The sequence below is a fragment of the Pararhodonellum marinum genome (assembly GCF_015354735.1).
Classification (GTDB): Bacteria; Bacteroidota; Bacteroidia; order Cytophagales; family Cyclobacteriaceae; genus Pararhodonellum; species Pararhodonellum marinum.
Map to the genome: position 1 here is coordinate 42,685 of NZ_JACEFJ010000015.1, position 15,900 is coordinate 58,584.

Genomic DNA, 15,900 nt, shown 5'->3' on the forward strand with positions numbered 1-15,900 from the left:
TAATAATTTAAAATTTCAAGATGAAGGCTTAACCCTAGCTGACTTGAAATCAAATTTGGTGAACCATCTCCATCTGAGCATCTGTTAGAAAAGTCGGTTGCTCAACATTCTATGGTATTGGTCTTTTTTGAGCATTGAAGAAAAATGAAAAAACCTCCGATTTTCGGAGGTTTTTTCAAAAGAGATTTGAACTCACTCAAACAAGTCAAATTTGACTCCAAAATTGATGCGGGCACTGTAAAATTCTTCCTGGGCTGTTCTTTGCCTGATGCCTTGGTAATATCTTAACGGCTGGTTGGTCAGGTTGTTGGCTTCGGCAAAAATCCTCCAATTTTTGGTAATTGCATAAGATGCATTGACATCCAAAAATGTCTGCCGGTCGTAGTAAAAATCTTCAAAATTTGATCCACCCACTTCATCCAGATATCCACTGGCATGGTTGACTGAAGCCCTTAGGACCAGTTTTTCAGATTCAAAAGACAGAGATGCGTTAAACATATTTCTTGCCGTTCCCGGCAATTTGATGTCATCTTCCTCTCTTCCTTCTATTCCAGAAGTCCTTGAATCAGTGAAAGTGTAGTTGGCAAAAAGCCCAAGGCCTTTCCAAATACCAGGGAGAAAGTCAAATTGCCTTTGAATGCTTGTTTCAAATCCGTACACATTGGCCGTACCTCCGTTTTCTGGCTGGGTGAGTTCGATCAATGGTCCAAACTGAGGATCCACAACATTCAACTGGGTCCGTTGGTAGATGAAATTATTAACATCTTTGTAAAACCCTCCAGCAGTAAATACCCCAACTGACTTGTAATAATTTTCAAACATGAGGTCAAAATTCATTGAAGTCGTAGGGACGAGGTTAGGGTTTCCTCTCTCAAGCGATTGGTTGTCAGGGCTGAAAATTGCATATGGAACCAAATCAAAATAATTTGGTCTTGCAATGGTGTTGGCCCAAGCCAATCTCACAATTTGGTTTTCGCTGACGTCATATTTGAAATGCACACCAGGCATGAAGTTGGAATAGTTGTCTGATACTGTAGCAGACTGGTTGAAGGTTTCTTCGTCCTCATCAAACTCATAACCACGGTATTCCAAATTGGTATTTTCTAGCCTTAAACCAAAAATCCCTGAGAGTCTGGAGTTAATCTGGTAATCTGTCATTACATATCCAGCTGAAATGGTCTCAGAAGCCTGGTAATTGCCAGTGATATATTCACCCACAGCATCTTCAAATTCAAACAAAGATTCGTTTTTCAGATCTAATCCGCCTAGAAACTCTTTGGTGACGAATCTTCCAGGAACATATTGGGGTCCATTGAGAAAAATCCTTTCATCTTGAAAGGAAAATGGAAGCGAACCCAAATTGTTTCCTCCCATTCCCATATCTACAATAGGATCATAGACATCATAAGAATCAGTTCTAACTTTGTATTTTGATCTTATTCTTCCACCAAATTTAATAATGCCTTTATTGGCAGCATATGGTAAGGTAAAATCTACCCGTCCATTTAGGTCTTCTTCAAAAGTGAAGTTGTTAGACTCATAGAGTTCGTTTAGGCCTAAACCCAATTCACTCTCTTGATTGACCAATGTGGTCAAGACCTTGAACGGATCCCTGATGTCTACAATTACGTCCGCGTTGCCCCTATGGGTGATGTAGCGCTCATTTGGCCTGTTTTCAGAAGCTTTGGCATAAGTTCCATTCCAAGTCATTTTCAGTCTGTTGAAAATATGGCTACCGGATAGCGTGGTGTTGATGACTCTTTGGTCTTCAAGCCGTGTATTCCTAACCCTGCTGTTATCGATTCCACCTTTGGTTTGGATTGCTGTCCTTCCCCTCATCTGAAATAGATTGGGGGCTAATTCAGTGAACTCACCTGATTCAAAAGGCTCGTCTGTTCTATCAACCCTAAATCTGTATCTGTTCTCCCAGTCGTCTCTCCAGTTATACATGGTATTTAAAACAAGAGAGTGATTGTTGTTGATATCATAGTCCAAAGCCAGAGACGCAGACCTCCTTACCCGTTGTACATCATATTTTCTAAGATCAAAATTGTTGATGACCACAGGATTGTTAGGATCATCTGTTTCTGCCCATTGAGCTTCCACATTGTCTGATCCGAAATTGTGGTTGTTGTATGATCCCGAAAAAATCACTCCTAATTTATCATTTGCTATCCTGTCACCTATAATCAGGCCTCCTGTCCAAATCGGCTTATCTGTCAAGAGGTTAACACCTGATGCAGCGGTCCCGGAAACCCTAAGTCCATTGGGAGCTTTTCTGGTGACGAGGTTTACTGCACCACCAATCGCATCAGCATCCATATCAGGAAGTACGCTTTTATTGACCTCAATGGTTTGGATCATATCAGAAGGTATAAGGTCCATTTGAACTCTTCTGTTGTCACCTTCTGCAGAAGGAACTCTTTCCCCATTGATCATCACAGAGTTCAGTTCCGGTGCCATCCCTCGGATGATGATGTTTCTTGCCTCCCCTTGGTCATTCTGCATGGTGATACCGGGAATCCTTTTGATCGCATCTCCTATATTGGCATCCGGAAATCGACCAATCTGATCAGCAGCTACAATATTGGTGATATTGGAATTGGTCCTTTGTTGGTTCAATGCCCTTGCCTGACCTTTAAGTCTATCTCCGAAAACGATAAATTCGCCACCCTCTAACGTGCCGGGCATCATCTGAAATCTCATGTCAAGGGTCTGCCCGTCTTGAAGAGAAATGTCTTTTGTAACAGAATTATAACCCAAATAAGAGACGGTTACCTTGTAATTTCCTGCTGGTATACCCTGTATGACAAAGTCTCCAAGCTGATTGGTCACAGTACCTTTATTGGTTCCTTCAAGGATGACATTTGCACCGGGCAGCGAGAGGTTTTGGTCATCTATAACTTTACCCCCGAATACTGCTTGAGCCAGCATTTCACCTGAGTACAAGAGAAAGCTTAGCATAAATAAGAATTGTAAACCCTTTTTCATATATGATATTGTTTGATTTTTTATTTTTTTGTTTTAAGGACATCGCCCGCAAGGTCTTCCCATCTGTATAGCTGAAATGTTTTGTCATCTGACATGGCCACGAACAAACCCTTGGTAAAAGTGCTGTTCAAAGGGACGCTTGTTACTTCAGAACCGTCACTGGATTCAGTTGAGGTTTTGATGATGGTAATCAGGTCATGCTGATGGGGATTGGAGGGAGCGCCTTCTCTTGGAAACACGTGGAATTGGTTGACCTCTTGATCTGATACCAAGATATAGCCGGTAGTTTCGTCAAGTTTGTAAATAGATATTCCTTCGTGATCTTTGTCAAATCCTTCTGTCGCAAAAACTGCCAATTCTTCATTGCCTTTTCCAGGGTCTGCATAATATTTCCTGACGCCGACCCCTTCATCAGAATAATAAATGAAGCCCAGTTCGTTGTCGATTGCGATGGCTTCGATTTCTTTTTGTCCACTATATTTCCCGAACTTCCTCACCAGTTCTAGGGCTATACCCGACGCACTTCCTATGATTTCATATTGCCAAAGGTAAGTGCCGTCAGTAGGACCGGACTTCCTTCCTGCGACCACATAGTGCTTTCCATTGGCTAGATCATGATACACTGCTACACCCATAAGGTCACGGTACATTTCACCAGTCTCACCTTTATAGACTTCTATTCCTCCTGCCTGAATTTCTTTCATTTCAGGAAGGGAGTAAAACCTTAACTTGGAAGTCATCCGCTCCCCGGTCACTGCGAAATCCACAGATTTATCCCCTATTTTCAAACCGTAACCAACATCTACATTGTTGGGTCTCTTAAGTCCGCGTACAATTAGGGAGTCTATTTTTTTTCCTTTAAGATCGAATACATACAATGCACCATCGGCGTCTTTGTCGGTTCCTATAATCAGGCTTTTGGCTGGATCAGACGGATGAATCCAAATGGCAGGATCATCCGTATCATGCTTTACACTATCGGTGACATAGACGGGTTTGACTATAGTTTGATCAGGTGAATTTTCCGCCAGCATTGTTTCTTTTGCTTTTTGGCAGGAAGAAAATTCAAGGATCAGCAATAGGTAAATAAGAGAAGTTTTTCTTATCATAAAATGGCTTTTTTTACCACAAAATTAGATGGGGGAAACGATACTTTTTTAAAATCTGTGTTAACAAATAAGTACTTTTCGAAGAAGAAATTATGAACAAAAATCAAAGGGTGAACTGTAATTTTAGAAATGAAAATTGTCAAAAAAACAGAAACGAATAGTAGTAAAAATTCTTTAAAAGAGTAACCCTATTGGGTTGTCCTTAAAATAAAAATCTTATTTTACAGTTGGGTGACATTCCGTTAATATTGGTTAAAACAATTGTCATTTTAAAACAGAATTTGACCGTAGTAAAGTCCTTCTAATTTTGGCGTGCTATTATCAGTTTACAGAAGCTAAATTATTTTTCAAAAAAGCATTAAATCAGAAAAAATGCCTTGATTTCTTTTCAGTCTGACACGAAAAGCTCCAATCAATAACCTTTTGGCAAATCAATTTCAAATAAACCCATCTGAGTGCCAAGCAAAAGTTTGCTCTCATATACGTTCAAGGTCATAATCCTTGATTTCAAATGGCTTACATCTACTGAAAACCACTCAGAATTATTATAGTATGAAAGGTTTGGTCCTGAAAATGCGAAGTTTTCCCAGACAAAGCTTGTGTACCAAATCCTTCCATTCACATCCTTTATAAGATGGCCATAAGAACTGGCATTGGGGGGGGCGTGGTAAATCCATTTATCATTTTCGAATGTAAGTATATTTGGATTTATTGAGCCGGGAGCGAAGACCTGAAACCATAGATGGTTGTTGTCCTGGATAGCGACTGAACTAAGGTAGGAGCTGGGTTGAAACCCGGGAATAGAGCTATTAGGGATATGCTGCCAGTTACCTGACTCAATTCTTAGCAAGCCTTCAAAATCAAGCAGAACCCAAACCACACCTTCAGGATCAATGGCTAGTCCGTGTGTAATGTTGGACGGTAAATCGGATGTTAACTCATTGTAGACGGTTAATTGTGAACCATCCCAAAATGCAATGCCCAAGTAACCACTCAACCATATGTTTTTGTTACGGTCAAAAGTGTACCGATGGAATCCAAAATTTGGGAAAGTTTCGTAAAGAGTAAATTCATTCAGTCCCATAACTTGATAGATGGCTTTTACATTGCCATAATCAAGTGCATACAGATTTCCTTCCCAATCCAATTCCAATGAAGTGTAGGTAAAATCAGGATTATAATCAAAGTTATTACCGTTTACCTTAGTCAATTGCCTTGAAGGTTGGCTAAAATACGGGTGTTGATGACAACTATCGCATATCGAGGAGGATTCTATCCAAACTTCGCCGTTCAACGGTACAATGTTTCTGATGGACTTATCTGAGAGATAATCCAGATAGGATAAATTTTCTTCTGGCGTTGTATTTTTTTCTTTGATGCAGGAAGCGAAAATCGCCATACATAGAAATGATAAAATAGTGACTTTTTTCATAGAACCTTTACTAACTTGGAATTAAGGTGTTCTTTCCGTTGGCTTTTATTAATTGTCTGATTGAGGTGAAGTGGCCGAACAGAACTAGGGGAACAATAAATGTAGGCAACCAACTGAAAGGGAAATTCAAAATTGTAATGTTCGGTTGTTCAAAAGCAAATTGTTGGATTGGGGATGGGGCTGATAAAAAAGCATTGACTACAATGTTTATTACAAGTCCGAGACAAATGAAGTTCCAAACCAAAATTCCCAAACCACTTATTCTTCCTTTTGTCCAACCGAAGTAGGCAACAAATGGTGCAGTTATTCCTGCAAGAATATCATAATTCCGTCCCTCAAAAGTCATCAGTTCGGGTATGGCTTTTTGGAGAAAAAGCCAATACAAGACCATTTCAACAGGTATTCTTACAATGTTCAAATAGGTCAAATTTTTTGGAGGCAAACTGTCAACAAATTCTTTTCCTTTTGCGGTCAAAAACAACAAGATGATAGACAAAATCGAAGGCAATATGCCAAAAAGCAATATTTTTGGTGGCCATGCATTTGGGTCTTGGTTATACACGTTTTTTAAGGTCAAAACTGCTTGAATTGTCAACCAAATCGTCAGGCCGATAAAGATTAGCGTTGATTTTTCCCGGATCTTTTCTGAGGGGGAATTTTTAACGGTCCAGATGAATAGCAATAAGGTTACGACAGTGGTTAGACCGAATGTTAAGCCTATGTAACCTGGTAAACTTCCTATCATTCGATTGCCTGTTCTATGCCGATGGTGCTGCTTGAAAATGATATTTCTGTCCTTAAATCATATTGAATATCGATCAAATATTTGGTCGTTCCAAGAAGTTAAGGGTGAACTATTGGTTTTTAAGAGGTTTTTCCGAATTTGTTTTCGGCTTGAATATCCAATATTTTTTTAGTAAACCATCATTTTGTTAATTAATAAATTTTTAAATTTTATTGGCTGCTTTTTTTAATTTCCACACGAAGTATTTACTGATAACCAGACGACTTGACAACAGTGAATCACTCCCATTTTTTTCTTTTTCAAGAATTCAACACGGAGAGTCCCAGCCCCTAGGGGCAAAATATGGGTAGACCCGAGGCTCAGCATGACGCAAAGGTAAGATGCGTGGATGGTCCAAGTCTCAAGACTTGAACCAGGAAGATCGTTGTTTCGGTCCGAAAGGTGTGTATGGAATGGAGACGATTAATTTGAACAAAATCACCTTAACCAACGATAAGTGGAAAAATCGTCTGTTTTGATGATATATCTAAATATCGTTTATTTTGATGATATTTTGTATTATCGTTTTATTTAACGATATTAGTCAGATGATCGCGGTAATAAAGGGAGATATCATTCAGTCAAGAAAAGTAAAGGATCCGGAAAGATGGCTGATTCCACTCAAAGACCTGCTCGCAACCTGGGGAAACTATCCCAAAGACTGGGAAGTGGTTTGGGGGGATTTTTTTCAGTTGGAGCTCCTAAACCCCTCGAAGGCATTGGATGCGGCTTTCCAGATCAAGGCACTCATCAAAAGCATCGTTCCTGAAGATACCAAAAAGCAGATCAGCCCCATTGATGTACGCATGGCCATAGGCATAGGTGATAAATCTTATGCCGGTAGTCACATATCGGAAAGCAACGGTCAGGCCTATGTCTTTTCCGGAGAGAAATTTGAGAAACTCAAAAAAGAGAAGAGCACACTTGCCTTAAAAAGTCCATGGGTGGATTTCGACGCAGAAATGAATCTATATTTGCGCCTGATGGCCACTTTTATGGATAAATGGTCGGTTTCTTCCGGAGAAATGGTCCTCACCATGCTTCAAAAACCACAGGCCACTCAGGCTGAAATAGGGGAGTTATTGGGTATCAAGCAAAACTCGGTCAGCGGCAGGTGGAATCGAGCCCATGTGGAGGAAATGATGGAAGTGAATCAAATTTTTAAAGAAAAAATTAATCTAAAAATGCCATGATCCACTTGATTAAATTATTGTTGGCCCACCTGATCGGTGATTTTTTACTACAGCCCAAACCATGGTTGATAGATAAAGAAAAGAATAAGCTTGTATCACCCATTTTGTATGTACACCTCTTGCTGCATGGTGGACTGGTCCTTCTGCTTTTTTGGGACCTCAAACTGTGGCCACTGGCATTGGCCCTCACGGTGGCTCATGGACTGATAGATGTGGCCAAACTGTATTTTCAACGGCCTTCCAACAGATCCAAATGGTTTTTGGCAGATCAAGCCCTTCATATCCTGACCATCTTGCTGGCTTGGTACTTTTGGTTTAAGCCGACGGTCAATTTCCAAGCCTTCTTGTCACAACCCACGGTATGGATTTACCTGACAGCCTTGGTGTTTTTGACCTTTTCTGCGGGAATTATCATTCAGGTACTGCTAGCCAACTGGTCAGCCAAACTAGCCGACGGGCACGATGAGTCACTGGCCAACGCAGGCAAATACATCGGCATGCTGGAACGCCTTTTTGTTTTTCTGTTTATTGTTTCCGGACATTGGGAGGCGGTTGGATTTTTGTTGGCCGCCAAATCGGTTTTCCGGTTTGGAGACCTAAAGGAATCCAAGGACCGCAAACTCACCGAATACATCCTAATCGGGACCTTGTTGAGCTTTGGCATGGCGATTCTCACCGGTATGACGGTACAATATCTCACCAATTGGATATAATTGTCGGTAGGTATTCCAGGCAGATGGGTAATTAAAAAATTTATTCTCGCAGTTGGTTTGGAATGTTTCAATTTTATTAGCTTTGCATTTGCCTTTTAAAGGCAGGGGAGAAGGTATAAAACCTGGTTCCTTAACAGAGAATAAAGCTGCGCACGTGGCGAAATTGGTAGACGCACTGTCTTCAGGTGGCAGCGCCCTTGGGTGTGAAGGTTCGAGTCCTTTCGTGCGCACAGTAACCCGGTCTTTGGCCGGGTTTTTTTTTAATATCCACATTCGCACTTTCTTCCATTTGCTCAATTTGTTTAGGTACTTTACCCATAAATTGAATCTCATTCAAAAACCAGCCTAAAGTTTTTTGTTTGGATATATTACAAAGGCCTTATTACAAAAGTAGACCCCTGAAGCTAAGTTTACATTGAACATACTTTAAAAAATAAAACCTAATAATAAGCGATCGCAACTTAAACAAAATCATTTTCACATATTGTTTTCTGGATTTTAATATATATTTTTAGCTTTTCATAAAAATTAAAATTCAATAAATACCGTCAATTCAACTAATAAAACTTTATTCAATAAAATTTAGTCCTGATTTTTGGCATTTATTGGTATATAATTTCAAATAATTACCGTTTAGGAATAAAATGCAATGAGGAAGGTCGGCAATCGCTCATTTTTTTTGTTATGGAAGTGCGGAATAGGGATCATCATTGCATTGACCCTTGTTCAAGCGATCGCAAGGGATTTTTCTTTGGAACCGGTTCGGTTGATGGCAAAACTGGTTTCATTGAGCGAAAATCCTTCTAAGATCAATATACCATTCAATGATTTGGATTTTGATTTTAGTTTTCCAAGCCAAGACAATTGTGCCGGTGAACCTATCAATTTTGTTTCCAATGTGACAGGCGGAAGAGGTCCCTATCAATATGCCTGGGAATTTGGAAATGGGGGAACGGCCACCAATGCCAATCCCAGGTACACGTATAACTTGTTGGGCTGTGGAGAACAGACCTTTCAGGTTAAACTGACCGTAAGGGATGCTGATGGAAATAGCCTGAGTAAGACCAAACCTATCCTAATCAAAGAAATTCCCAACATTGGTTTGGAGGACGCAAAACCTTTTCAGGATTTCAGAAACTGTGAAAACAACCCTTCGGCGGCCAATCCTGACTTTACAGTTACGGTCAACAATACTTCTGTAAGCAACTGTGTCACAGATTTTACTTTGGACTGGGGAGATGGAACGGTTCTAACCAACCTCACTAAGGATGATTTTCCGCTTACCCATACCTACAAACGATTGGGCGCTTTTAATTTAAAACTGACCGGAAAAGGTGAAAACGGATGTTCGGCTACCAAGACTTATGTGGTGGCCAATCAAAGTAATCCAGCAGGAGGACTTGCCACACAGGGGTCTACCACCGGCTTGTGTGCACCAACCTTGGCAGTTCCTTTTATCATCAACAACTGGAAGGATAATCCTCCGGGTACACTGTATTTGCTTGAATTTGGGGATGGGAATCAGCAAGAGTTTGAACACCCATTGAATGATGATTTCTCGGATTTTATTGTAGAGCACATTTACACCACCTCTTCCTGCCCCGACAGATCCTTTACAGCCATTCTAAATGTGATCAACGCCTGTGACAACACACCTTTTACAGCCGGAAACATTCAAGTCAGGATTCCACCTAAAGCGGAGTTTTTTGTGGAAGATGCCTGCGAGGGAAAGCCGGTCCGGTTTAGAAATGCCACAGAGGTAGGCTTCTATGGACCGGATTGTCTTACGGAGACGGTTTGGGCTTGGGATTTTGGTGACCCCGAAAGTGGGGCAGCCAATTTTTCATCCCTTGAAACTCCTTCTCACATTTTCAGCAAGCCTGGAAACTATACGGTAATTCTGGAAGCAAGCAATCCATGTGGCACCACGAGGGCTGAAATTGAAGTTTGTGTCAGTGAGGATTTGGAACCCGAATTTGATTTGAATTTTTCCGAGGGCTGTGGTCCATTGGAGGTGCAGGTGGATAATTTGACCCAGAAAGAAGGCAACTGCGGGCCAACTGAAATGCTTTGGACAGTTGGGTTTTCGCCATCGGATTGCAATGATTCAGGCGAGTGGAGTTTTACAGGGGGCACCAATGACAAGGTCTTTGAGCCTGCATTTAATTTCGTGGCACCTGGAACCTATACCATCACCTTACAGGCTTCCAATTCATGTGATACGTATTCAAAATCCAAAACTGTTACTGTAACAGCTCCGCCATTGGTCCGTTTAACACCCATAGCTGATTCATGCGGACCCATTTCCATCAACCCTCAAGCTGAGGTGACAAGTTGTGGTCCCGGCGAATCGGTTTACAAGTGGACTTTTGAAGGGGGTACCCCCGAAAGTTCAGATCAACTTATTCCCGGTACAGTGACTTTTGAAACCGTTGGCCTGCATACCGTGACTCTTGAGGTCAGCAATGCCTGTGGAACTACCTTGGAAAGTGTCAGCTTTAATGTAGGGGAGGAACCTGAGATTTCAGCAGGGGAAGATCTCAGCATATGTTTTGGGGAAAGTGTGACGCTTAGTCCCACGGTCAACAGAGACTTTTCTGAGGTAAGTTTTGAGTGGATCGGCGAACCTGGGAATTTTTCTTCTTCGGATCCCAATCCCTCCGTAAATCCTGAGACTACGACTACCTACTTTCTAACGGTTACTGATGCTGCCGGATGCTTTGAGACCGATGAGGTGACAGTATTGGTTGAACCTGCACCGCTGATTTCTGCTTCCAGAATGGATCAAGTCATTTGCTCGGGGGAATCAAACCAGCCTATTGAATTTTCCACGGATACGGGTGAGTTGGTGTCTTGGACGGCTGAGGCCAATGGGGTAGAAGGGGTGGTTTTGAGTGGTTCGGGTTCTATACCTGTCCAAATCTTATTGAATAATGGGGACACGCCAACCACGGTGGTTTATACCGCGGTATTGTCTGAAGAGGAGGAAAGGAAATGCCAATCCACACCTTTGGTTTACACTATAGAAGTCAATCCGGTACCGCAGGTTGATGATCAAAGCTTGGCTATCTGCAGCGGGGAATCACGTTCTTTTAGGCCAAGTGGAATTCCTGTGGGCACTGCTTTTACTTGGTCAGCACCAGTGGGTAGCGGGTTTTCAGGAGGATCTGGTCAGGACGAACCTCAAGAAACCATTGATCTGAGCTTGACCAATGACGGGGATGAGCCAGTCAAAGTAAGCATTCAGGTTACTCCTTTATTGGGCAACTGTCCCGGTAATGTCTTTGATTTGGATATTACTTTAAATCCGGCACCTAAAATTGATTTCTCACTTTCTGATCAGGTAATTTGCTCAGGCGATGAGATGGAGCTTGTTCAGCTGTCAAGCCCGGTTGACGGGGCTGTTTTCTCTTGGACTGCACAGGCCAATGGCGTGGAAGGTGTTGTGCTTCAAGGCCAAGGTGATACTTTGGGAGGCCAACCATTTATCAATAACACGGGCGAACCTAGGACCGTGGTGTTTGAAGTCTTTGCTACCACAGATGGTGCTTCAGCTTGTTCTGGCGTTCCTGTTCAGTATGAGGTAACGGTCAATCCTATTTTGACACTGAATGCTGAGACCAGTAATTTTAATGGGTTTGAAGTCAGTTGTTTTGGGGGAAGTGATGGATCTATCCGACTCGATCCTTCTGGTGGAAGTGGAAGTTACCGTTATGCATGGACAGGACCTGATGGGTTCAGTTCTGATGAAAAAGACCTGGACAACTTGGGTCCGGGGACTTATACTTTGGAACTAAGAGATGCATTCGGTTGCGAGTTGAGCCGTTCTTTCGAGCTAAGGGCACCTGTTCCTTTTGAAGTAAGTCTTGAGGATAAAGTAGACATTCTTTGTGCAGGTAGCAGCACTGGTGTGATCAATCTTCAAATCTCCGGCGGGGTGGAAGGTGAAAATGGATATGATATCCAATGGATCAAGGACGGTACCATAATGGATGAATCGCTGGCCAGCCTTTCTGAGCTATCGGCCGGAACTTATGAAGTCATTGCTACAGACGCGAATGGATGCACCATCAGCCTTCCGCCCATCGAATTGACAGAACCAGATGAAATCCTGCTCATAGGGGTAGAAAAAGGAGATATTTCTTGCTATAATGCCAACGATGGCTTCATCAACCTACAAATCCAAGGTGGGGTGGGCCCCTATAAGATTAATTGGGATTTTGGTTCTGCAGCCCAATCCTTTGACAATTTAGGTCCAGGTACTTACCGCGTCTCGGTCACTGATGCCATTGGTTGTGTAAAGCAGGAAGAAATCACAGTTCAAGATGCGCCAAGATTTGCTGTGGATCCCATCGCCAAGGACATTTCCTGTCATGGAGCCGGCGATGGAAGTATCGTATTGAATCTGGAATTTGAAGGTCCCATCACCATAAGATGGGATCATGGGGCAGAATTGGAGAATCTGTTTAATCTTCAAGCAGGATCATATGGTGTCACGCTTCGGAACCAAGACGGTTGCGAGATCAGAAGAACTTTTTTCATCAATGAACCCGATCCTTTACAGCTTTCTGCTCAGGTGGATGATGCTTTGGATTGTGGCAATCCCCAAAGTGGTGCCATTGACCTGTTGATTTCAGGCGGGGTACCTCCTTATGAAATAACATGGAACAACGGGTCCAACCTTCAGAATTTGGCCAACTTGACTTCTGGTCAATATACAGTTTCCATCACAGACCAATCTGGCTGTCAGGTCAGTCAGCAATATGTGGTCAAAAGACCTGATCCCATCCAAGCCAGGGTATTTCGGTCTTTGGACATCACCTGTGAACCGAGGAACATATTTGACGAATTCGAACTGAATATAGAAGGGGGATTGCCTCCTTTTAACATCAACTGGAGTGGGGGACAAGTCAGAAACAATGGCTACGGTCTTACGGTCAGGGAACCCGGTTTGTACCAGCTCAATATCACCGATGCCATGGGGTGCGAGTACAATGAATCCTTTGAAGTGGACAACCATTTTGTGGCACTGGACATGGACATACAGTCCACCTCCCTAGAACGGTATCAAGCCTTCTTTGCCAATTTCCCGGTGGTATTTACTAACAACAGCTTTGGAAATATCCTTTCTTACTATTGGGATTTTGGTGATGGAAATTCCAGTACGCAAGAGAGCCCTACGCATATTTATCAGGAAGAAGGGGAATTTGAAGTAAAACTACAGGTAGTTGACCTCTATGGATGCGAATTGGAGATCAGTCGCATGCTGGAGATCAGAGATTATTTCATCAAAGTCCCTAATGCCTTTACACCCAATGAGGACGGGATCAATGATTTCTTCTTTCCCAAATTCCTGAGTATAGAAAGTTTGGAATTCTATGTCATGAACAAATGGGGTGAAGTCATCTTTTTCACAGATGACCTTAATTCCCCGGGCTGGGATGGAAAAATTAATGGAGAACCTGCCTTGCCTGGCAATTACGTCTACAAGATGTCCTACAGGACCTTGGATGGCGGAAAATTCAATGAAAGTGAAGTCTTTATCTTAATCAAATGATGGGAAAGCTGATTCGGATTGCTTTGTTTCTTTGCTTGCTTTCTTCGAGCATACTGGGGCAGGACATGCATTACAGTCAGTTCTATGCAGCGCCCTTGTACCTGAACCCTGCCTTTGCGGGATCCACAGAACTGAGTAGGGTAGGGTTAAATTATAGAAAACAATGGCCCGGCCTGGCTCATGATTTCAACATGTTTTCTGCCTATTTTGATCATTATAGTTATGACATGAAGAGTGGGTTTGGGGTAGCCTTTAATAGTTTCCATGAAACAAACATGGACTTGAAAATGAATGAGGTGTCTTTTTTTTACTCCTATAAACTGACCTTATCAGAAGGTTGGGACATGCGCTTTGGCGGACAGGGGGCTTTGGTCATGAGAAATGCAGCCTTGGACAATCTGCTTTTTGGAGATCAGATCAACCTCTTTACCCAAACCATCAATCCAAACACCATGGACAATGTTCCGGAGTTTGATCCTTACAGTTATTTTGATGTATCCTTTGGCACCCTACTTCAGGGGCAGAATGTCTGGATGGGAACCAGCATGCACCACATGAATACCCCAAGCTTAAGTTTTTTTCCAGACAACGACCAAAATCTGTTGCCTATGAAGTGGAGCATTCATGGAGGAGCCAATTTCGGGCTGGGTTCAAACAATTATTTTGGATCCAATGGGGAAAATATGGCTTCCCTTGCCTTTAATTACAAAAGGCAGGGCCCCTTCCAACAGTTGGATGTGGCAGGTCAGCTGCTGTATGGTAGTTTTATAGGAGGCCTGAGTTTCAGAGGCATCCCCGGATTACGTGGTAATGCCAACCAGGATTCATTGATCCTGTTGTTGGGACTGAAATTTGAAAATGGATTGGTGGTAGGATACAGCTACGACTTCATGATTTCCAATGTAGGGGTGCAAACCCGTGGGGCCCATGAGATTTCCCTCCGCTACCAGTTTTTACTGGGCGATCCCAGATCCCGGGATAGAAGAAGCCGTGTGTTGCGCTGTTTTGATTATTTGTTATGATCGTTTTACTAAATTCACTGCTCCATTAACTTTTGACCATGCATCCATTTAAGCCATTTTGGGGAAAGATTTTGGGTTGGAATTGGAAGTTTGGTTGCTTTATGGTCTTCCTATTGGGAATTCCCAGGTTTTGGTGGGTCCTCGAAGCCAACTCCGGAGGCACTTATCAAAAAGTCTCTTTGATATTTGTGTTAATGGCGGTTTTGCCTTTTGTGCTATTGAATCGGACAGGTAGAAAAACCATAGGAATTGTCCGACCTAAGAATGGGTTTAGACTCATTGAAGCATTTATGGCTGGGCTAGCATTCGGCTTATTGGTTTATTGCTTAGGGCAGCTTTTGTTTGGACAAACCCTTCAAAATTGGTATTGCTACATTTCGCAATCTTATCAGTTTCCGACAGAAGAGTGGCGGGAAAACAGACTGATGTACTTCAGTATTTTTGCTTTGGTTGGAATGACCTTTAGCCCAATAGGAGAGGAATTCTTTTACAGGGGATTGGTCCACGAAAGCATAGCTGTGGACTTGGGCCAAAAAAACGCATCATTTTGGGATAGTTTGGCCTTTTCGCTGACCCATTTAGCTCATTTTGGAATTGTTTGGACAGGATTGGGTTGGACGGTGTTTTGGATCCCTGCTTTGATTTGGATGGCAATGATTTTTCTTCTGGGAAAGGTATTTTACTGGTACAGAGTCAAATCACAATCCATCTGGGGAGCTGTGCTTTCACATGCCGGATTTAACTTGGCCATGACATGGACCATCTTTTATCTTATTCTTTGAAATGGTTATCCGCTTCTTTGCCACTAACCCAATATTCTTCTTCAAACGGGTAGGAAGCAGGAAGTCCGAAGTCGGACCCTTTCGGCAGGCAGGGATCTATCAGACATTTCAGTTTACCGGCGAGAATCATAAAGAATTACTATTTTACTGGCATCATTGCGGGCATACATGTTCTTTAACAATTGGTTCTTAGGGATCAAATGCAATGGCTTAATCACCAGATCTCTGTTTCACTCTTTTTTTATATAAGTTTCTCTAATTAATTAATTTTTTTAAATATTTAAATTAGGGTTTCTCAGGTAAAACGAGCAAATCTT

Annotated in this window: 9 protein-coding genes and 1 tRNA gene; 6 read left to right on the top strand and 4 right to left on the bottom strand. The window is 42.2% G+C overall.

Annotation, left to right across the window (positions count from 1 at the left end):
- Nucleotides 1–192: 192 nt before the first annotated feature.
- The 4 genes from H1A14_RS20180 to H1A14_RS20195 all read right to left on the bottom strand — a co-directional run bounded on the left by H1A14_RS20180 (nucleotide 193) and on the right by H1A14_RS20195 (nucleotide 6,094).
- Nucleotides 193–2,991, bottom strand: a complete 2,799-nt coding sequence (locus tag H1A14_RS20180) for a TonB-dependent receptor (protein WP_194778109.1) — start codon at nucleotides 2,989–2,991, stop codon at nucleotides 193–195.
- A gap of 20 nt (nucleotides 2,992–3,011) precedes the next feature.
- The gene (locus H1A14_RS20185) at nucleotides 3,012–4,100 is read right to left on the bottom strand and encodes a phytase (RefSeq protein WP_194778110.1); all 1,089 of its coding nucleotides are present in this window, start codon (nucleotides 4,098–4,100) and stop codon (nucleotides 3,012–3,014) included.
- A 412-nt stretch (nucleotides 4,101–4,512) separates the two neighbouring features.
- Complete coding sequence (locus H1A14_RS20190) at nucleotides 4,513–5,532, bottom strand: ligand-binding sensor domain-containing protein (protein WP_194778111.1); 1,020 nt, start codon at nucleotides 5,530–5,532, stop codon at nucleotides 4,513–4,515.
- A 10-nt stretch (nucleotides 5,533–5,542) separates the two neighbouring features.
- Entirely contained in the window at nucleotides 5,543–6,094 is a 552-nt protein-coding gene (locus H1A14_RS20195) for a hypothetical protein (RefSeq protein ID WP_228527897.1), read from the bottom strand.
- 770 nt (nucleotides 6,095–6,864) lie between these two features.
- Here H1A14_RS20195 and H1A14_RS20200 point away from each other — a divergent pair.
- The 6 genes from H1A14_RS20200 to H1A14_RS20225 all read left to right on the top strand — a co-directional run bounded on the left by H1A14_RS20200 (nucleotide 6,865) and on the right by H1A14_RS20225 (nucleotide 15,583).
- Nucleotides 6,865–7,509 (top strand): hypothetical protein, encoded by a 645-nt coding sequence (locus H1A14_RS20200; protein ID WP_194778113.1) that lies wholly within the window; start codon nucleotides 6,865–6,867, stop codon nucleotides 7,507–7,509.
- Nucleotides 7,506–8,222 (top strand): DUF3307 domain-containing protein, encoded by a 717-nt coding sequence (locus H1A14_RS20205; RefSeq protein WP_194778114.1) that lies wholly within the window; start codon nucleotides 7,506–7,508, stop codon nucleotides 8,220–8,222. Before H1A14_RS20200 ends, H1A14_RS20205 begins: the two co-directional genes overlap by 4 nt.
- Nucleotides 8,223–8,370: 148 nt before the next feature.
- Nucleotides 8,371–8,452 (top strand) — tRNA-Leu (locus H1A14_RS20210).
- Between the two features lie 449 nt (nucleotides 8,453–8,901).
- Entirely contained in the window at nucleotides 8,902–13,779 is a 4,878-nt protein-coding gene (locus tag H1A14_RS20215; RefSeq protein ID WP_194778115.1) for a PKD domain-containing protein, read from the top strand.
- A complete protein-coding gene (locus tag H1A14_RS20220; RefSeq protein ID WP_194778116.1) occupies nucleotides 13,776–14,801 on the top strand; it encodes a PorP/SprF family type IX secretion system membrane protein in 1,026 nt (341 codons plus the stop codon). Before H1A14_RS20215 ends, H1A14_RS20220 begins: the two co-directional genes overlap by 4 nt.
- A 38-nt stretch (nucleotides 14,802–14,839) precedes the next feature.
- Entirely contained in the window at nucleotides 14,840–15,583 is a 744-nt protein-coding gene (locus H1A14_RS20225) for a CPBP family intramembrane glutamic endopeptidase (RefSeq protein ID WP_194778117.1), read from the top strand.
- Nucleotides 15,584–15,900: the final 317 nt, after the last annotated feature.

Bases quoted from the DNA above. Each gene is read 5' to 3' on its own strand.
- H1A14_RS20205 (WP_194778114.1), top strand. From the start codon at position 7,506: ATGATCCACTTGATTAAATTATTGTTGGCCCACCTGATCGGTGATTTT.
- H1A14_RS20180 (WP_194778109.1), bottom strand. From the start codon at position 2,991: ATGAAAAAGGGTTTACAATTCTTATTTATGCTAAGCTTTCTCTTGTAC.
- H1A14_RS20225 (WP_194778117.1), top strand. From the start codon at position 14,840: ATGCATCCATTTAAGCCATTTTGGGGAAAGATTTTGGGTTGGAATTGG.
- H1A14_RS20190 (WP_194778111.1), bottom strand. From the start codon at position 5,532: ATGAAAAAAGTCACTATTTTATCATTTCTATGTATGGCGATTTTCGCT.
- H1A14_RS20200 (WP_194778113.1), top strand. From the start codon at position 6,865: ATGATCGCGGTAATAAAGGGAGATATCATTCAGTCAAGAAAAGTAAAG.
- H1A14_RS20185 (WP_194778110.1), bottom strand. From the start codon at position 4,100: ATGATAAGAAAAACTTCTCTTATTTACCTATTGCTGATCCTTGAATTT.
- H1A14_RS20220 (WP_194778116.1), top strand. From the start codon at position 13,776: ATGATGGGAAAGCTGATTCGGATTGCTTTGTTTCTTTGCTTGCTTTCT.